The sequence below is a fragment of the Flavobacterium coralii genome (assembly GCF_019891545.1).
GTDB lineage: Bacteria > Bacteroidota > Bacteroidia > Flavobacteriales > Flavobacteriaceae > Flavobacterium > Flavobacterium coralii.
Map to the genome: position 1 here is coordinate 44,724 of NZ_JAHDIU010000005.1, position 19,528 is coordinate 64,251.

Annotated in this window: 16 protein-coding genes and 1 pseudogene; 11 read left to right on the forward strand and 6 right to left on the reverse strand. The window is 43.6% G+C overall.

The features are described 5' to 3' along the window. Positions 1-151 precede the first annotated feature (151 nt). Positions 152-2,074, reverse strand: coding sequence for a M1 family metallopeptidase (locus KJK34_RS09490; protein ID WP_223053637.1), 1,923 nt, complete (start codon positions 2,072-2,074; stop codon positions 152-154). A gap of 148 nt (positions 2,075-2,222) precedes the next feature. Here KJK34_RS09490 and serS point away from each other — a divergent pair, with 148 nt between their 5' ends. From serS to mgtE, 5 genes are all read left to right on the forward strand, one after another. Then, positions 2,223-3,494: a serine--tRNA ligase gene (serS, locus tag KJK34_RS09495; RefSeq protein WP_223053638.1), complete on the forward strand. Its 1,272-nt coding sequence runs from the start codon at positions 2,223-2,225 to the stop codon at positions 3,492-3,494. 94 nt (positions 3,495-3,588) lie between these two features. Beyond that, positions 3,589-5,394 (forward strand): tetratricopeptide repeat protein, encoded by a 1,806-nt coding sequence (locus tag KJK34_RS09500; protein WP_317196877.1) that lies wholly within the window; start codon positions 3,589-3,591, stop codon positions 5,392-5,394. A 26-nt stretch (positions 5,395-5,420) separates the two neighbouring features. After that, the gene (locus tag KJK34_RS09505) at positions 5,421-5,741 is read left to right on the forward strand and encodes a DUF4286 family protein (RefSeq protein WP_223053639.1); all 321 of its coding nucleotides are present in this window, start codon (positions 5,421-5,423) and stop codon (positions 5,739-5,741) included. A 52-nt stretch (positions 5,742-5,793) separates the two neighbouring features. After that, a complete protein-coding gene (rsmA, locus tag KJK34_RS09510) occupies positions 5,794-6,573 on the forward strand; it encodes a 16S rRNA (adenine(1518)-N(6)/adenine(1519)-N(6))-dimethyltransferase RsmA (RefSeq protein WP_223053640.1) in 780 nt (259 codons plus the stop codon). Continuing rightward, complete coding sequence (mgtE, locus tag KJK34_RS09515) at positions 6,563-7,915, forward strand: magnesium transporter (RefSeq protein WP_223053641.1); 1,353 nt, start codon at positions 6,563-6,565, stop codon at positions 7,913-7,915. Before rsmA ends, mgtE begins: the two co-directional genes overlap by 11 nt. Here the strand turns inward: mgtE and KJK34_RS09520 are convergent, their stop codons facing one another. Next, entirely contained in the window at positions 7,916-8,860 is a 945-nt protein-coding gene (locus KJK34_RS09520) for a hypothetical protein (protein ID WP_223053642.1), read from the reverse strand. An 83-nt stretch (positions 8,861-8,943) separates the two neighbouring features. On the opposite strand from KJK34_RS09520, the pseudogene KJK34_RS09525 reads away from it, so the two are divergent. Both KJK34_RS09525 and KJK34_RS15375 read left to right on the forward strand, forming a co-directional pair. After that, positions 8,944-9,903, forward strand: a pseudogene (locus tag KJK34_RS09525) (2-hydroxyacid dehydrogenase); the annotation flags it as partial. 39 nt (positions 9,904-9,942) lie between these two features. Beyond that, on the forward strand, positions 9,943-10,308 hold the full coding sequence (locus KJK34_RS15375) for a VOC family protein (RefSeq protein ID WP_369075504.1): 366 nt from the start codon (positions 9,943-9,945) through the stop codon (positions 10,306-10,308). 6 nt (positions 10,309-10,314) lie between these two features. Here the strand turns inward: KJK34_RS15375 and KJK34_RS09530 are convergent, their stop codons facing one another. After that, positions 10,315-12,138 (reverse strand): GNAT family N-acyltransferase, encoded by a 1,824-nt coding sequence (locus KJK34_RS09530; protein WP_223053644.1) that lies wholly within the window; start codon positions 12,136-12,138, stop codon positions 10,315-10,317. A 193-nt stretch (positions 12,139-12,331) separates the two neighbouring features. On the opposite strand from KJK34_RS09530, the gene KJK34_RS09535 reads away from it, so the two are divergent. Together KJK34_RS09535 and KJK34_RS09540 are read left to right on the forward strand one after the other, a co-directional pair. After that, positions 12,332-13,093, forward strand: coding sequence for an exodeoxyribonuclease III (locus KJK34_RS09535; RefSeq protein ID WP_223053645.1), 762 nt, complete (start codon positions 12,332-12,334; stop codon positions 13,091-13,093). 26 nt (positions 13,094-13,119) lie between these two features. Continuing rightward, complete coding sequence (locus KJK34_RS09540; protein WP_223053749.1) at positions 13,120-14,079, forward strand: OmpA/MotB family protein; 960 nt, start codon at positions 13,120-13,122, stop codon at positions 14,077-14,079. A 172-nt stretch (positions 14,080-14,251) separates the two neighbouring features. Here the strand turns inward: KJK34_RS09540 and KJK34_RS09545 are convergent, their stop codons facing one another. Continuing rightward, a complete protein-coding gene (locus tag KJK34_RS09545; protein WP_223053646.1) occupies positions 14,252-15,247 on the reverse strand; it encodes an aldo/keto reductase in 996 nt (331 codons plus the stop codon). A 26-nt stretch (positions 15,248-15,273) separates the two neighbouring features. Next, entirely contained in the window at positions 15,274-16,125 is an 852-nt protein-coding gene (locus tag KJK34_RS09550) for a ChaN family lipoprotein (RefSeq protein WP_223053647.1), read from the reverse strand. Between the two features lie 173 nt (positions 16,126-16,298). Here KJK34_RS09550 and KJK34_RS09555 point away from each other — a divergent pair, with 173 nt between their 5' ends. Next, the gene (locus KJK34_RS09555; protein WP_223053648.1) at positions 16,299-17,660 is read left to right on the forward strand and encodes a hydroxymethylglutaryl-CoA synthase family protein; all 1,362 of its coding nucleotides are present in this window, start codon (positions 16,299-16,301) and stop codon (positions 17,658-17,660) included. 41 nt (positions 17,661-17,701) lie between these two features. Here the strand turns inward: KJK34_RS09555 and KJK34_RS09560 are convergent, their stop codons facing one another. Then, positions 17,702-18,145: a hypothetical protein gene (locus KJK34_RS09560; protein ID WP_223053649.1), complete on the reverse strand. Its 444-nt coding sequence runs from the start codon at positions 18,143-18,145 to the stop codon at positions 17,702-17,704. An 86-nt stretch (positions 18,146-18,231) separates the two neighbouring features. Between KJK34_RS09560 and KJK34_RS09565 the strand changes: the two genes are divergently transcribed. Beyond that, positions 18,232-19,524 (forward strand): aminopeptidase P family protein, encoded by a 1,293-nt coding sequence (locus KJK34_RS09565; protein ID WP_223053650.1) that lies wholly within the window; start codon positions 18,232-18,234, stop codon positions 19,522-19,524. Positions 19,525-19,528: the final 4 nt, after the last annotated feature.

A 19,528-nucleotide genomic window follows, 5' to 3' on the forward strand; every position in this document is an offset into this window, starting at 1 on the left:
ATCTATAAAGCTTAAATTAACTGTCTCAAAAGTGCTTTAACAGGCACTTTTGTCATTCTAACGCAGGAAGAATCTATTTTATCAAAATAAAAGATTCTTCACTGCATTACATTTCGTTCAGAATGACATCTTTTGAGACAGCCTTTATACTTTATTGCTTTACAAATCTAAGCTGCGTTGTACCACTATTGGTGGTAAGTGTTATATTATAAATACCGTGTGCAAGCTGCGACACATTCCATACCGACTGTTTGGCGGTCTCCATAACCTTTTGCCCTAATGCATTATAAAAAACAGCCTGCTCTGCCAGTACACCCTGCGGCAGTTGCAGGTGCAGCGTGCCGGTTACAGGGTTAGGGTACAGCACAACCCTTTGCAGTGCCGGTATTTCAGATGTATTTAAAATGGCCTGGCTGTTAGCCGATATAATATCATTACCCGGGTTAAACTGCACTCCCGTAACCGTAAAATTTACAGGAACGGTAAATTCCTGTCCGTTAAATGTATTATCAAGCAGTACATCCTGCACTGCGCCGCCACTGCCCGAGAGGCGTATGCGCACCGGCATTTCAAAAAACGAAACCGACGGATGTGACTGCGTTTGGTTTATGGTAACTTTTACCTGCCCTTCGCCCCAGTGGTTTACGATTATGTTATATGTAGGGTAGCCCTGGTTGTACACCCAGTCGTTAAAAAACTCAGTAAGGTCTGTTCCCGAAGCTGCCTCAAGATGTTCCTTAAGGTCAGGTGTTTTGGCATAGCCAAAAGCAAGGTCAGGGTCGGCAAGGTAATTTTTAAGTCCCTGGTAAAAATCGGCATCGCCAAGCTTGTAGCGCAGCATGTGCACTACCATTGCACCTTTATTATAAGAAAGCCTCCCGCTGAATATCCTGCCCACATTTGTAGTATCGGTATCAGTAAGGTAAACTGCGCCGCCCGGCTGGCTGGTAATGTTGCCTATGCGCCCACCTTTCCAGTTGGTAAAGGCAGCTTCACCGTCAAAATCTTCTACTACAAGCCCTGATAAATAAGTGGCAAAGCCTTCATTAAGCCATATATCCTTCCACGAGCCGCAGGTTACCTTGTCGCCAAACCACTGGTGCGCCAGCTCATGCGCCACAAGCTCACGGTTAAACCCTCCCATAAAAGATACGGTTGCATGCTCCATACCACCACCAATGCTGCATTGTGCATGCCCGTATTTTTCTTCATGGTAAGGATAGGTTTCAAAAAGCTCCTCAAACAAATCTATCATCTGCACCGTTAACGGCAACTGCTGTGTAGTGATAAAATCATACATCTCCGGATAGATATAATTCACTATAGGGAATATGTTGGGTGCAGTACCCGCTGTTTGTGTAAATATCTGGTAATTGGTTACTGCTATGGCTATAAGATAAGCCGGTATTGGGTAATTATGCTGAAAATGGGTTGTGGTGGTACCATTGCCATTATCGGTTTGCGAAATTTCGAGCCCGTTGCCCACACTCACATATTCAGAAGGTGCGGTAATATAAATGTCGGTATTGTCTATCTTGTCATTTAAGTCCTGCTTGCAGGGCCACCAGTCTTTTGCGCCGTAGGGTTGCGATAGTGTCCACAGTTCCGGCACGCCGTTGTGAGTATCTATAGTGAAAGCGCCCTCGCTAAAGCCCGGTTCACCTTCATAATCTACAATAACCGTTGTAACAGTGTTTTCATCAATACCCGAACCCAAAGAAATTACAAGCTCATCGGCATTTTGTGTAAATGAAACAATATCGCCATTTATGATTACAGAATTCACGCTCAACTGCTGTGTAAGGTCGAACGTTATGCTGGTCATGAATGTCTTTGCCCTGAAGGTTGTGGTTACAGTACCTTCTATATAATATTCGGCAGGATCTACATTAAATTCCAGCACGTGTGAGAGCACATCATAGTTGGCGGTATTCTGGTTGGCTGTAAAATTGCTTATCTGCCAGGCCGATTTCATTTCAGCTTCCACAAGGCTGCCAAAGGTATCTTCGCCCTGCTGTGCTAAAACGGGCAACATGCCAAGCAGCAGGCATCCTATAAAAGTAATTTTTCTCATTCCATTGTAATTTGTTCAAAAATAGCGAATTATTTTATAAATATGGATATAGGCTTTGGGTTGCAAAACAACTGAAAGTTTAATAGCAGGGCAGGGAATAATTAAAACAAATCCTTAAATTTGCTGACTTCATAAAATACCATAAACCATGTTACAGACAGTATTTATAAGAGAAAACAGAGACAAAGTAATACAGGCACTGGCAAAACGCAATATGGATGCCGCAACGCTTGTTGACGAGGTAATTGCACTTGACGAAAAACGCAGGAGTACCCAGGTAGAGCTTGACACTGTTTTATCGGAATCCAACAAACTGTCTAAAGACATTGGCGAGCTTATGAAAGCCGGAGAAAAGGCAAAGGCTGTTATCCTCCGCGAAAAAACCACACAGTATAAAGAAAAAAGCAAAGAGCTAACAGAGGTACTTAATACCGTTACCGAAGAGCTTACGCAGGCATTATACAAGTTGCCCAATACCCCTGCCGACATTGTGCCGCAGGGTAAAAGCGCAGATGATAACGAAGAGGTGCACCGCGAAGGCGATATACCCACACTTTTTGAAGGCGCAATGCCCCACTGGGAGCTTGCCAAAAAATATGATATTATCGATTTTGAACTTGGCAACAAGATAACAGGGGCGGGTTTCCCTGTATATAAAGGAAAAGGAGCAAGGCTGCAACGTGCGCTTATAACTTATTTTTTAGATAAGAATACCGAAGCAGGCTATAAAGAATACCAGGTGCCGCACCTTGTTAACGAGGCTTCCGGCTATGGCACAGGCCAGTTGCCCGATAAAGAAGGGCAAATGTATCATGTTGGGTTAGACGACCTGTACCTGATACCTACCGCCGAAGTACCGGTAACCAATATGTTCCGTGATGTGATTATTGAGGAGAAAGACCTGCCTGTGCTGTGCACGGGCTACACGCCATGCTTTCGCCGTGAGGCGGGTTCTTATGGTTCTCATGTGCGTGGGCTTAACCGCCTTCACCAGTTTGATAAGGTAGAAATTGTGCGCATCGAGAAACCCGAAGACAGCTATGCCGCGCTTGATGGCATGGTAGAGCATGTAAAAATGCTGCTTAAAGAACTAAAGCTGCCTTACAGGATATTGCGCCTTTGCGGTGGCGATATGGGCTTTGCATCAGCGCTTACTTATGATTTTGAGGTATTCTCTACTGCGCAGGACCGCTGGCTGGAAATAAGCTCGGTGTCAAATTTTGAAACCTTCCAGAGCAACAGGCTTAAGCTGCGCTACCGCGACAGGGATAACAAGAACCACCTTGCCCACACGCTAAACGGAAGTTCGCTTGCTTTACCACGCGTGCTTGCCGGAATACTTGAAAACTACCAGACACCGGATGGTATCGTGATACCGGAAGTTTTGCGCCCATACACCGGATTTGATATTATAAATTAGTAAATTTGTTTAAGGCACCCTGTGCTAAAAATTGCAAACCAGCGTTTAAGCCTTACAGTTACAGTATATTCAATCCGTGGTAAACCGCCTTAGTGTGTCATCCGCGTTAGCAGTATTCAGGATGAAAAAATTATTTACCATAATAGCATTTATCTGGTCAGTTGCCCTGTTTGCACAAAACGAGCAACTGGCCAATAATTATTTTGAGAAGGGCGAGTTTGAAAAGGCGTTGGTTATATATGAGAGCCTGAACGACAAGCAGCCCGGCAATATCTTTTTTTCGCAGCGCATGGCCGCCTGCTACCAGCAGCTTCAACAATATGCAAAGGCCGAAAAACTGCTAAAGGATAAAGCTGACTCAACAGGGCAACCACTTTTGCTGGTAGAGCTTGGCTACAACTACCAGCTGCAGCAAAACATGGCAGATGCCAATAAGTATTATGAGCAGGCTATAGACGCCGTGAGGCAAAATCCCTCTTTTGTATATACCGTAGCCAACACTTTCGAGAAAAAAGTACTTGCAGAACAGGCTTTAAAAGCCTATGAAGTTGCAAAGCAGGGCAACCCCAACATGAATTTTGATTACCAGATTGCATTGCTTCAGGGACAACTCGGCAATATGGAACTGATGATTGAAAGCCTGCTGAACTATGCCTATAATAACCCGCAAAACCTGCCTGTGGTGCAAAACCAACTGGCGAGGTTTATGAATGAGGAATCGCCCGAAAGTTTCAACGATGCACTGCGCAAGCAGCTATTGCTGAACACACAAAAAACACAGGATTTATTCTGGAACGAGTTTTTAAGCTGGTATTTTGTGCAGCAGCGCGATTATGGCAAAGCCTTCATACAGGAAAAAGCGATATACAAGCGAGACCCTGACAGCTTTATCAATATCATCAGCCTTGCCCGCCTTGCCGTAGAAGAGAACGAAGAGGAAACCGCAAGAGAAATACTGAGCTTTATTTTAGAAAATACACAGGACCCTGCAACACTTATGGATGCCAACGCTTACATCCTTAAAATGGATATTGCAAAAGCTCAGGAGAAAGATTATGCAGCCATAAAGCAGCGCATTGACATACTCCTAACGCAGTTTGGCGTAACCCCATACTCGCTCGACCTGCAAATATTAAAAGCTGATTTTGAGGCTTTCCATCTTAAAGATACACAGGCAGGCATTACAACGCTTAATACTGCGCTAAAGCTACAGCTTAACAAATACCAGTCGGCAGAGGTTAAAATGAAGCTCTCGGATATTCTGCTGCTGGATGAAAAGTTTAACCAAGCCATTATTTACTATGCGCAAATTGAGGAAGACCTTAAAAACGACCCGATAGGGCATGAAGCCAGCCTTAAAGTAGCGCGAAGCAGCTATTTTAAAGGCGACTTTGACTGGGCACAAAAGCAGCTCAAGGTTTTAAAATCATCATCATCGCAGCTTATTGCCAATGATGCACTAGAGCTTTTCCTGCTGATTACCGATAACACAGTTGAAGACAGTACCCAGACTGCGCTTAAAAAGTTTGCCCGTGCCGATTTTATGCTGTACCGCAATAAAAAACACGAAGCGCTTAACGAGTTTAAAAATCTTATCGCTACCGATAAAACCGAGAGCATACAGGATATTACCCGCCTGCGTTTAGGTAAGCTATATGAGCAAAGCGGGCAGTATGACCTTGCCCTGCAGTACTACAAAGAAATAATTGATAATTATGCCGAAGGTATCTATATAGATGAGGCACTGTTTTTCTCGGCAGAGATATACAACAAGCGCCTGCAGGATCCTGAAAAAGCAAAACCGCTATATGAAAAAGTGCTGTTTGAACACGAAGACAGTATTTACTTTGTAGAGGCAAGAAGGGAGTTCAGGCAGCTAAGGGGCGATATAACAAGTTAACAAGACCACACACTAAAAACATAACTATGATAATTTACAACGTAACTTTAAATATAGACGACAGCATACACGAGCAGTGGCTGGCCTGGATGATGGATACCCACATACCCGATGTTATGGAAACAGGTAAATTCCTGAAAGCCAAAATGGTTAAGGTGCTGGTTGTGGAAGAAACAGGCGGCACAACCTATTCTGTACAATATTTTGCAGAGAATAAAGAAAAGCTGGAAGCTTATTATAATGAAGATGCGCCCCGCCTGCGCGAAGAAGGCCACAGGCTTTTTGGCGATAAAATGCTGGCTTTCCGTACGGAGCTGGAGCTGTTAAAAGAATTTAAATCGGTATAATTATACCCTGCTGCCCGGAGCCTGTATTGCTGCGGGCTTACACATATATAAAATGGATAGAGTAAAGGCCAAAAAACACCTTGGGCAGCATTTCCTTAAGGACGAAAACATAGCAAAAGACATTGCCGACACCCTTACACTACAGGGCTACGGCACTGTGCTTGAAATAGGCCCCGGCATGGGGGTACTGACTAAATACCTGCTTGAAAAACCTGTTGAAACATGGGTTATAGAGATAGATAAAGAGTCGGTTGAGTACCTTAGTGCCCACTACCTGAAACTGAACGGCAGGATACTTTCTGAAGATTTCCTCAAATACGACCTGCGTAAATCCTTTGGCGAAGAGCAGCTTGCCATAGCCGGAAATTTCCCCTATAACATTTCCACACAAATTGTTTTCAGGGTGCTCGAAGTGCGTCACCGCATACCTGAATTTGCAGGTATGTTCCAAAAAGAAGTGGCAGAGCGCATCTGCGAGAAAAAAGGCAGTAAAACTTATGGCATACTATCGGTGCTGGTGCAGGCTTTTTATGATGCCGAATATCTCTTTACAGTACCGGAACACGTTTTTGACCCGCCGCCAAAGGTAAAATCGGGTGTGCTGCGACTGCGCCGCAAAGAAAACTTTAACCTGCCCTGCGATGAAAAACTGTTCTTTACCGTAGTTAAAACCGCTTTTAACCAACGCAGGAAAACGTTACGTAACAGTTTAAAAACATTTAACCTCTCTGATAATTTAAAGGAAGATAGTATCTTTGACCTCCGTCCGGAACAGCTTTCAACAGAAGATTTTATTGCGCTAACACAAAAAATAGCCGCCAATGGAGTTTAAGATCAGCAGGGAACTCATTACCCAGATTGAGCAATTAATAAGTGAAAATAATGAGAAGGAGCTACATGACCTTCTCATGGAGATGCACTATGCCGATATTGCCGAGATTATGGGTGAGCTCGACGACTCTGATGCCATCTATATATTCCATATTCTCGACAGCGAAAAAACCGCTGAAATACTGCTTGAGCTTGACGAAGAGGTGCGGGAAAAAATTCTCCGCGAGCTTTCGCCGAAAGAAATTGCCGAAGAGCTTGACGAGCTGAGTACGGATGATGCCGCCGACATTATTGCCGAACTTCCTGCAGAAATGAAGGAGGAGGTTATAAGCGAGATCCAGGATGTTGAGCACGCCAAAGATATCGTTGACCTGTTGCGCTATGATGAAGATACCGCAGGTGGTTTGATGGGTAAAGAGCTTGTTAAGGTTAACGAGAACTGGAATGTGCTTACCTGTGTAAAAGAAATGCGCGAACAGGCTGTAAACGTGCAGCGTGTACACTCTATATATGTGGTAGATGATGAGAATCGCCTTAAAGGCCGACTTTCTCTAAAAGACCTGCTTACCACTTCTACCAAAACGCCAATCAGCGAAGTGTATATCCGCAAGGTAGATTTTGTTAAGGTAAACACCCCCGATGTAGAGGTTGCCCGTATCATGCAGCGTTATGACCTTGAAGCCATACCCGTTATAGACGAACTGGGCAGGCTGGTAGGCCGCATTACCATTGACGATATTGTAGACGTAATTAAGGAAGAAGCCGACAAAGATTACCAGTTGGCTGCGGGTATCTCTCAGGACGTTGAGGCGGATGACAGCATTCTCGAGCTAACGCGTGCACGCCTTCCGTGGCTTGTGCTGGCGCTTTTGGGCGGCTTTGTTACCGTTAAGGTTTTAGGCTTTTTTGAAGCAGCGATGGAAACCAACAAGGAACTTTTTTATTTTACGCCATTAATTGCCGCTATGGCAGGAAATGTAGGGGTACAATCGTCAGCTATTATAGTACAGGGTTTAGCAAACAATACTATCAGTGGCTCTTTATGGAGAAGGCTTATTAAAGAGGTTGGCTTAAGCCTGCTTAACAGTTCTATATTAGCAGTCATATTAATATTGGGCAGCCATTTTTTATTAGGTGTTACTTATGACCTTGGCCTTACAGTAAGCATCTCACTTATTTCTGTAATTGTTATTGCATCGCTAATTGGTACCTTCGTCCCTATTTTACTGAATAAAATAGGCATAGACCCTGCACTTGCCACAGGCCCTTTCATCACTACCAGTAATGATATTTGCGGCATCCTGATTTATTTTTCTATCGCGAAGGCTATACTTGGGTTTTAGCTACTTAAAAAAAGTCACTTCAATGGCATATAGCTTCTTTTCCCAGATGTGAAAAAAAGCAAAACCTTTTGCTCCTGTAAACGATACCTGGTAATAATAACCCTCTTCAGGGTCTTTTAAAGATGCGCCCCAGTTCCTGAAAATAGTGGAGCAGGTATATTTATCCAGCAACAGCTCTTCGCTGTCGCCAATTGTAAAACCATCAAGGGTAAATACAAAAGCTGTATTGCCTCCGCCTTTCGGGTGGTGAACATTGACATCCTGCACCTGCCCTTTATCATAAAAAACAACTTCTATGTTATCGAGCCAAAAAACCTGTTTTACAAATACAGTTTTACCGTAAATTGAGTCTGTCCGAACCATCTGGAAAGGCGCTATATCCTTTTCAAAACTCCTGCGTGTTTTATTAAAGATTTTCTTTTTATTTATTTGTATAGAGTTTACACTCACCGAGTCATAAACGCGCTCGTTAATTTCTTTTTCAAAATCACGGCTTAAAAACTCAGGGAAACCCCTCTCTAATTCATTGAGCAGCCTGCTTTCACCATCAAAATATTTTTGACCGCTTTCAGGTATAAAAACAGCACAATTATTTTTAGTGGTGTAAATAGTGTCTCTGTAGCCGTTTAACTGCACTACGTACGCATTCGGTATAATTTCAGCTTTTGTATATTGCTGGCCTTTGCAATTGCATTCCTCTGCTGGCCAGTTGTTTTTAGCTTCACGCTTTAGCTTTATAAGGTTCCGGGCAAGGTTGGCATCGTAACTTACAGTTGCCTGTATGGTAGTTCCAACAGCAGAAATATCTTTAAAATAATTGCCTATATGGCAGGAGCCGGTTATGGGCATTACTCCAAATGTATAGGCAATAACTTTTGTATTGTCTTTAATTTCCTGCGCACCACAGGTAAAGCAGTAAAAGGCCAATAGTAAAATATATCGCATGCTTCAGTCAGTTGGTTATTATAAAACTAATAATTTTAACTTATAGTATAGTTATCTAACTTTGCATTGCAATACACTCAACTATGAACATACAGCCTGAAAACATAAAAATACTTCATATAGACAGTAATCACCCTGTGTTATGGCAACAGCTTGAAGAGGCCGGCTTTACTAACGAAGCCGATTACACGGCATCTAAAGAACAAATTGAAGCTAAAATAGCCGGGTATAACGGCATTGTTATACGAAGCCGTTTTGATATAGACAGGGCTTTTCTTGACAAAGCCGAAAACCTGCAATTTATTGCACGTGTTGGTGCCGGGCTGGAAAGCATAGACTGCAATTATGCAATGCAAAAAGGCATACACCTTATCGCCGCCCCCGAAGGGAACCGTAACGCAGTAGGCGAACAGGCGCTGGGTATGCTGCTGTCGCTTTTCAACAACCTCAACAGGGCCGACAGGCAGGTGCGCGAGGGGCACTGGAACCGCGAAGCCAACCGTGGGCATGAGCTTGAGGGTAAAACCGTGGGTATAATCGGTTATGGTAATATGGGAAAATCGTTTGCTAAAAAGCTGCGTGGCTTTGATGCTGAAGTACTTTGTTATGACATAAAGCCGGGTGTAGCCGATGCCAATGCTAGGCAGGTAACGCTGGAAGAACTGCAACAGCGCGCCGATGTATTGAGCCTGCATACACCGTGGACTCCGGAAACTAACAAAATGGTTGATGCCGACTTTATAAATGCGTTCTCCAAGCCTATTTGGCTAATCAATACCGCACGTGGCAAAAGCGTTGTAACAAAAGACCTTGCCGAAGCGTTACAGTCTGGTAAAATACTGGGAGCAGCACTTGATGTGCTGGAGTATGAAAAATCTTCTTTTGAGCACCTGTTTACTGATGGTGATATCCCTGCGGAGTTTCAGTATCTTTTAACTGCGGAGAACGTGCTGCTCTCGCCCCACATTGCGGGCTGGACGTTTGAAAGCCATAAAAAACTGGCACAGGTTATAGCAGATAAAATTAAGGCTGTTTATTCCGGCGAACCTAAAGCGGCAGAACAGGAGAAAAAGGTTACCGGCATAGGCGGGTTCTTCTTTAAATCAGAAAACCCGGCAGCGCTTAAAGAGTGGTATAATAAACATTTAGGGCTTAACACCGATAATTACGGCTGTACTTTTTGGTGGATTGATGAAAACGGCAAAAAAGCAAGCACCCAATGGTCGCCTTTTGCCGCCGATACCAAATATTTTGAACCTTCGCAAAAACAATATATGCAAAACTTCAGGGTACATAACCTTGATGCGCTTTTAGAAAAGCTGAAGCAGGAAGGTGTAACTATTGTTGGCGAACCTGAAAGTTACGACTACGGGAAATTTGCGTGGATTACAGACCCGGAAGGCAATAAAATAGAACTGTGGGAACCTATAGATGAAGCTTTCTTATAGCAAAACCTATTTCTTAATGATACCCTTTTCAAGCTTGCGCTCCAGCTCTGCCTGAAATTCCTCCATTACAGGCTTAACAGTACTTTCGGGCAGATCGGCAATGCGTATGTACATCAGTCCGTCAACTGAATTATTGAAAAGCGGGTCCACATTAAATGCAATAACGCGTGCATTCTGCTTAATATACTTTTTGATAAGCACCGGCAGGCGCAGGTTGCCCGGCTCTACCTCTTCTATTATCTTGTCGAATTTATTAAGGTCCGATTCCGTTTCATTGAAAACAAAATCTTTATCAGCATCTTTAAGCTTAACCTTATATTCCTTTTTAGGATGTACATACTGCGCAATATAAGGGTCATAATAATGCGACTTCATAAATTCGATCATCAGCGACTTTGAGAATTCAGAAAACTGGTTACTGATACTCACCCCCCCGATAAGGAATTTATGCTCAGGGTAGCGCAGCGTGGTATGTACAATACCTTTCCATAACAGGAAAAGCGGCATTGGTTTCTGCTGGTAGTCGGCAATGATAAACGCGCGCCCCATCTCAATGGACTTAGACATCATATCGTACAGCTCCGGCTCAAAACGGAAGAGCTCATGCAGGTAAAACCCGTCTATGCCATACTTTTTATAAATATCGTTACCAAGCCCCATACGGTAGGCACCGGCTATCTGTTTGGCTTCGTCATCCCACAGGAACATGTGGTGGTAATACTGGTCATACTTATCAAGGTCGAGCGACTCATTTGTGCCCTCCCCCACCGCACGGAAAGTAATTTCGCGCAGGCGGCCTATTTCATGTAAAATATTCGGTATTTTATCGGCCTGTACAAAAAACACCTCATAGTTCTTGCTTTGCAGCAGGCGGTAATCGCCATTCCTTAGTGCATCAACCTCCTCAATTATCTGGTCGTGGTTGGCAGGCTTGGCAATCTGCTTCGGGTTTTTAGGGCTTCTCGGCAGTTTAAGGGTGAGGTTGCTGGTATCTATCAGCTTAGTGCCTTTTTCAAACGGATTCGCCAGCATATAGGTTTTACGCCTTAAAAATTCCGAATACGCCTCCATTGTCTCATGCTCGTTTTGCTCGGCAACTGATATTGGCTTACCAATGCGCACTTTAATAACCCTGTCTTTTTGGGTAAGCAGCTCACTTGGCAGCTTTGCCGTGCGCAGGGTATCGCTCATGCGCGAAAGCATATAAAAAAGGCTGCTGTTTTTGGCATGAAAGTATATCGGCACAACAGGCACGTTTGCCTTTTTTATCAGTTTAATGGCGCCCTCTTCCCACTGCTTGTCTACCACCAGCTTGCCGTCTCGGTAAGTAGAAACCTCACCGGCAGGAAAAATACCCAAAGGTTTATTTTCGCTAAGGTGGCGCAGGGCATCTTTTATACCCGCTACACTCGATTTGGCATCTTTATGCCCTTCAAATGGGTTAACAGGCATTACATAGGGCTTTAATGGCTCTATGCGGTGCAGTAAAAAATTGGCTATTATCTTAAAGTCGGGCCTGCGGTCCAGCATCAGCTTTAAAAGCAGGATACCGTCTATACCACCAAGCGGGTGATTGGATACGGTAATATAGGCTCCGTCTTTCGGGAGGCGCTTAAAGTCTTCTTCAGGAACTTCAAATTTTATCTGGAATTCGTCAAGAATGGCATTCAGGAACTCCACATCCGAAAGGTGCTTGTACTTATCGTATATCTTGTTTAGTGTGGATATTTTTAAAACTTTCATCAGTAACCAGCCTGAAAAAGTACCTAAAAAGCCATACTTATCGGTTTTTATTGCTTTTGCAACTTCTTTAGCGGTAACTAAGCTCATCTGCATTGGGTGTGTTACGGGGCAAAAAACAAAGATAGCAATTATGGGCAAACGTTAAAATGGAATATTTTTTTTAACGCTTTAAATATTTGCCTGCTTATTTTGCTGCTTTTAAGTGTGTTATAACCAAATAACACATCTGCAATTTAATTTCTTTACTTTTTTGGCTACTTTTGAAACCACAATACTACTTATGAGGATAATATCGTATAACGTAAACGGCATACGTGCAGCCATGACTAAAGGTTTTTTAGAATGGCTCACACAGGCAAACCCTGATATAATTTGCCTTCAGGAAATTAAGGCAAACATAGACCAGGTAGCGGTAAACATGATAGAAGAGGCGGGTTACCCCTACCACTACTGGTTTTCGGCACAAAAAAAAGGATATAGCGGTGTTGCTATTTTCTCTAAACACAAGCCCCTAAATGTGGTTTATGGCACAGGTATAGACTATATGGATGCCGAAGGCCGCAACCTGAGGCTGGACTTTGAAACCTTTTCGGTAATGAGCCTGTACCTGCCTTCGGGAACAAATATTGACAGATTAGGGCACAAGTTCCAATATATGGACGATTTTTACGATTATATAAACAGCCTGAAGCAGGAAATACCCAACCTTATCATTTGCGGCGACTATAATATCTGCCACCAGGCCATAGATATACATGACCCGGTGCGCAATGCTAAGGTATCAGGCTTTTTGCCCGAGGAGCGCGCGTGGCTGGATAAGTTTATAAATAATGGGTTTGTTGACAGCTTCCGCCATTTTAATAAAGACCCGCACCACTACAGCTGGTGGAGCTACCGCGCCAATGCCCGCAACAATAACAAAGGCTGGCGAATAGATTACTGCCTGGCTACCGAGCCTATGCGCGAAAGGCTTACAAGGGCGGTAATATTACCGGAGGCAAGGCACAGCGACCATTGCCCCATATTGATTGAGTTTGAATAAGAATGAACCGATAAAACACAAAAATGATGATCAAGAGAATTTCTGCCGGGCTACTGGCGCTGGCGCTTACCACTTCGTGTGTATCGTCTAAGGTTTACAAAGACCTTGAAAATAAGTATGCCGACCTTAAAAAGGAAAACCGTTCCCTTGCCGACCAAAATACATCGCTGGAGCAGGAAAGGAACCAACTCGACCTCAAAAGCAAAGACCTGCAGGCGCAGCTTGACAAGCTGAAAGCAGAACGCGACAAACTCTCGACAGAATATGCTGCGGCGCAAAACAGCCTTAACACGCTAAAAACATCTTATGCCGCTCTTGAGAAAAACAGTAGTGACGCACTGGACAGCAACATGAAAAAGAACCGCGAACTGCTTGCACAGCTTGAGGCTAAAGAGAAAGCTCTTGCAGCCGAACAGGAAAGGCTTAACAAGCTGAGAAGCGAACTGCAGGACCGCTCGCAGCGTGTTGATGAGCTGGAAGGCATGATAGCCGCACAGGACGCAAGCCTTAAGCGCCTGAAAGAAACCCTTAGCAAAGCACTTAACAGCTTTGAAGGCAAAGGGCTTACTGTAGAGCAGAAGAACGGCAAAGTATATGTGAGCATGGAGAACAAGCTGTTATTTGACTCCGGTAGCTGGACAGTGGGTAAAGAGGGCCGCAGGGCGGTAACCGAAGTGGCAAAGGTTCTTGCCGAAAACCCAGAAATTGCCGTACTGATAGAAGGGCATACTGATAACGTTCCGTATAATGGTGGCGGGCAGATTACCGATAACTGGGATTTATCTACCAAACGTGCCACTGCCATAGTTACCATTATTAAAGAAAACAAGGGTGTTGACCCTAAAAACCTTACTGCTGCCGGGCGTGGCGAGTTCGCCCCTATTGCCGGCAACGATACTGCCGAAGGAAGGTCTAAAAACAGGAGGATAGAAATTATACTTACGCCAAAACTGGATGAAATCTCTAAAATGCTTAACGAGATATAATCTTTAATCATATAGAAAAAGGCTTTCTCAAAAGTGTCATTCTGAACAAAATAAAATGAAGTGAAGAATCTTTTATTTGATTGTAAAGAGATTCTTCCTTCGTCAGAATGACAATAATGCTTATCTAAAGTACTTTTGAGACAGCCTTATTTTTATTTCTAAGCTGTTGCGGTTACTTTACAAGTTCCAGCTTGTTAAGCTCGGCAGTGATAAAATCAAGCTCATCAGCAGCAAGCTTTATATTTACCGCTTTGGCATTTTGCACCGACTGCTCTGCATTACGTGCACCTGCAAGCGCAATGGTTATGCCCGGTTGGTCTATAGTCCATCGCAGTACCAGTTGTGCTAAAGTAGCATTCTTTTCTTCAGCAAGCGGCTTTATTTTATCAAGAAACGCATCCACTCTCTTAAGGTTTTCATCGCTGTAAAAATAAATATTAGCTCTGTGGTCGCCTTCGGCAAACTTGTGGCCGGGTTTCATTTTGCCGGTGAGCAGTCCACGCTCAAGCGGACTGTATGCAATTATTGCTTTATTATTTTCAATACAAAACGGTACAAGCTCCTTCTCTATACCGCGCTTTACCATACTGTAAGGCACCTGGTCAGATATTACATCAACATATTTAGATGCTTCTTCTAACTGTTCGGCGCTGTAGTTACACACACCCGCATAGCGCACCTTGCCCTGCTGTATAAGCTGCGCAACCGCCTCCATGCTTTCGTGTATGGGTGTGGTGCTTTCAGGCCAGTGAATCTGGTACAGGTCTATATAATCTGTTTTAAGGCGGCGCAGGCTGTCTTCGCATTCTTTTATGATACTTTCCCTTCCGGCATACTTGTAAATATCGATGTCCTGCCCGTGGTTATTTTTGCTTTTCATGGCAAAATCGCCCTTAGCCAGATCCCAGCGCATTCCAAATTTAGTAAGTATCTGTACCTTATCGCGCCCTATGCCCTGTAGGGCCTCGGCTACTATCTCCTCACTGTCGCCCTGCCCGTAAATTGGCGCTGTATCAATAGAAGTTACACCCTCATCATACGATTTACGGATGGCATCAATGGCATCTTTACGCTCCGTTCCGCCCCACATCCAGCCGCCTGCTGCCCAAGCGCCAAAAGTAATGGCAGAAAGCTGCAATTCAGAGCCTCCAATTTTTCTGTATTCCATACTATTATGATTTTAGATTGATGTCGTTAATATGTCTTTGTCATATCCTCATCTACAACCAGTATAAAATCGGCTTTATTAAGATGTTCCTTCTCAAGGTTCATAATATCCGCCTGTGTTACCGCCGCTATAGTGATGATTTTTACCTGTGGCTTTTCGCGCTTCAGGTACCAGTTTATGCCCTCATAATTATCGCTGTGGTAAGTACCGTTGTAGTGTATAAACACACTGCCCTTCTCAAGGTTTTTTGCAATAAAATGAGCCATGGTAGCATCTTTAACAGCCTGTGCTTTAGGCAGGTTGTCGCCGCCGTGGCCGCCCATCATCTCCAGCATTTTTACATAGCCCGGCAGGGTTGCATCATAGGCAATAGGTAGCGGGGCAATCCATGCTTTTTCGGCTGCAGGTAATGAGTCGAGCGCACCAAAACCTTTCTTATACACCATGCTGGCATATCGGCGCGGCACGTTGGTTGCAATAAACTTTATATTTTTACTTTTGGCAAAATCTACCAAAGGCTTGTAGTCGGTTTTATGGTTGTTCCACAAACGCGCAAGCGTATCAAAAGCCTTTTGGTTGATGGTACCATTAAGGTAACTGTCAAGTTCATCCTGGTTATCGGCTTCAATCATTTCGGCACCCATAACCAGCTTCTTCTTCTCAGAAAGGTCTTTGGCAAATTCAAGCTCCAGCCAGTGGATAAGCGCATCGTCATGGTGCTCGCCAAAAAGCACCACATCGGCTCCTTCGGCGGTTTCAAGCAGTTTTTTATAGGTTGTTTTTTTGCCTTTGGCGTTATACAACTGGTAAGGCTGCTTATCCTGTGCGCCTGCAAAGCTAAAGAGTAACAAAGTGGCAAGGGTATAGAGTATTTTCATTGTAGTACGTAAGATTAGACTGCTAATTTACGCATTAAAGAGGAGACACTAATTGCGGAAATGTAAAATTTAACCGCCTGTTTTTTTGATATTGGCAAAAGTAACAGCACGCTGATTTTTTATGGTGGTTATATTGTTAACAGTAAGTAATTTTACCTTTCAAATAACATTATATGAACACCGGAATAGATGCTATTGCCTTTGATATTGCTAAACTTTGCCTGCCTATAAAAACACTGGCACACGCCCGTAACATCGACCCTGACAAGCTGGAAAAAGGGCTGGGGCTGTTAAAAATGACCCTGCCCGACACCCACCAGGACGCGGTGGTTTTTGCAGCTAATGCGCTTACAAAACTCATAAATCAGCAAAACCTCAACCCTTCCGAAATAGCCCGCATATATGTGGGTACCGAAAGTGCTATTGACAGTGCCAAGCCTATAGGTTCTTACCTTATTGCGCTTATGGAGCAACTGCATGGCACGGGCAGTTTTAGCCATTGTGATGTTACCGATTTTACCTTCGCCTGCATTGGCGGTGTGGATGCCCTGCAAAACTGTATCGATTTTGTGCGGCTTAACCCTGATAAAAAAGCCGTTGTAGTAACTACCGATATTGCAAAATATGATTTAGATAGTACCGGCGAATATACACAGGGTGCGGGTGCACTTGCAATGCTCGTAACTGCTAACCCACGCATCATAGCTATAGAAAACCAGTGGGCTGTAAGCACCGAAGGGGTTTTTGATTTCTTTAAACCAACACGCTCGCTCAATAAAAAAGATATTACTGGCAATGACAACAACGAACCGTGGTTGGGCAATCTTGAAAATGTAATAGAAATCCATAAGCCGCAACCCGTTTTCGACGGACAATACAGCAACCAGTGCTACACTAACCGCACAAAGCAGGCTTACTTCCGCTTTAAAGAAATGGCAGGGGTAAGCAAACCATTATACAACTGCTGGGAAAGCATCATCATGCACCTGCCCTACGCCTACCAGGGGCGCAGGATGTTTGCCGAAATTTTTGCTGCAGATGCACAGCCGCCTTTGGTTACAGGCAAAGAAACAGAAGCTGAGGCAACCTCGAAAATTAAGGAAATAAGCAAAAGTGCGGCCTACCTTGATTTTGTAAGCCAAAAGCTGGCACCTGCCGAAACTGCATCTTCTTTAATAGGCAACCTTTATACCGGCTCTATTTTTATGGGGCTATTGAGTACGTTATGCATACATACAGAAAAAAACAGTAACCTTACAGGTGAAAAAATAGGCTTTCTTGCCTACGGCAGCGGCTCTAAGTCGAAAGTATTTGAGGGCACCATACAACCCGGCTGGCAGGAAGCCCTAAAGCCTGTACAACTTTTTGAAACGCTGGCACAAAACCATGAAATTGATTTTTCGACCTACCTTAAACTTCACAAACGAGAACAGCAGGAAAGCATATCACAACCTTCAGGTGAGTGGGTTTTAGATAATATAGAAAGGGAAAAGCCTAACCTTATGGGGGCACGGTATTATAAATGGGTAGAGTAGCTTAGTTACATTTGGCAATAATTGCTTGCGGATCAACGCAGTTATTTGTCGAAATTAGTCCAATAATCATCTGATATTTTAGATAAAATGTCAACGTTAATTTCACTATTTTCATGTTGATAGATGTGAATTTCTGATGCTTTTAAGTGGAGTTCAGCTACAATATATTTTGCCGAAACATCACCTTGATATAAATGTATGACTGTCTTATCATCGAAGCTTTCAGCCGAAATAATTTCGAGTTCCCCTGAGAAAATCTCGTCCGGCGAAGTTAAAACACAACTTTCTTCGTCTTTAAGATGACAGGTTAAAGACAAACTTTCTACAGCAGGTATTTCAATGTAAAAAAATTCAAATTCAGGATTTATCATTTCTGCCAGGTAAAGACAACTAACCTGCAATTTAAGTATGTTGTCATCAAAGCTCCACGCTTCAATCCCCCCGTCATGCAGTCGGCTAAATGTCCTAACAATATCATTTTCCATTTATCAAATATAGAAATCTAATTGTCTTTTATTAACCTGTTCATAAAATTCTCACTAATTTTGAGAATCATTAAAAATGCTTTAATATGAAATACCACCAGATAGACCGCAACCTTTTTATTAAGAACCGTAAAAAGTTCATGGCAGAGATGAAGCCGAAAAGCGTGGCGGTATTTAACTCTAACGATATTTACCCCATTAGTGCCGACAGTACCATGCCGTTTCAGCAGCACCGCGATATATTTTACCTTAGCGGGGTAGACCAGGAAGAAAGCATATTGCTTTTATGTCCCGATGCGCCTTATGAGCACCAGCGCGAAATGCTTTTTCTTCGTGAAACGAACGAGCATATTGCCGTTTGGGAAGGTGAAAAGCTGACTAAAGACAGGGCTTTTGAAGTTTCGGGTATTAAAACCGTGCACTGGCTAAAGGATTTCGAGAAAGTGATTTTCGAGATTATGACGTATTGCGAAACCATGTACGTTAATACGAACGAGCATTACCGTTCGGCAGTAGAGACCGAAACCCGCGAGGCGCGTTTTATAAAATGGTGGAAAGAAAAATACCCGGCACACAGCGTTGCAAAGAGCAACCCGATACTACAACGCATCCGCAGTATTAAAGAAAGTGAGGAGCTTGACCTTATACAGAAGGCGTGCGACATTACCGAGAAAGGTTTCCGCAGGGTGTTGCAGTTTACAAAGCCGGGCGTGATGGAATATGAAATTGAGGCCGAATTTATACACGAGTTCATCCGCAACCGCAGTAAGGGTTTTGCCTATACTCCTATAATTGCATCAGGCAAAAATGCAAACGTGCTGCACTATATAGAAAACAACCAGCAATGTAACGAAGGCGACCTTATATTATTTGACGTTGGCGCGGAATATGCCAATTACAGCAGCGACATGAGCCGCACCATTCCGGTTTCGGGCAGGTACACTGCCCGCCAGAAAGAAGTATATAACGCTGTACTTCGTGTTAAGAATGAAGCTACCAAAATGCTGGTGCCGGGTACATTATGGAAACAATATCATGTAGAGGTTGGCAAGCTGATGACATCTGAATTGCTTGGTCTTGGGCTTTTGGACAAAGCCGATGTGCAGAACGAAAACCCCGACTGGCCTGCCTATAAAAAATATTTTATGCACGGCACTTCGCACCACATGGGTCTCGACACGCACGACTATGGCCTGCTGCATGAGCCAATGAAAGCCAATATGGTATTTACCGTAGAGCCGGGCATTTATATACCGGCTGAAGGTTTCGGTATTCGTATAGAAGATGATGTTGTAATACAGGAAAGCGGTGAGCCGTTTAATCTGATGCGCAACATACCAATAGAAGCAGACGAGATAGAGTCGCTGATGAACGCTTAACCGA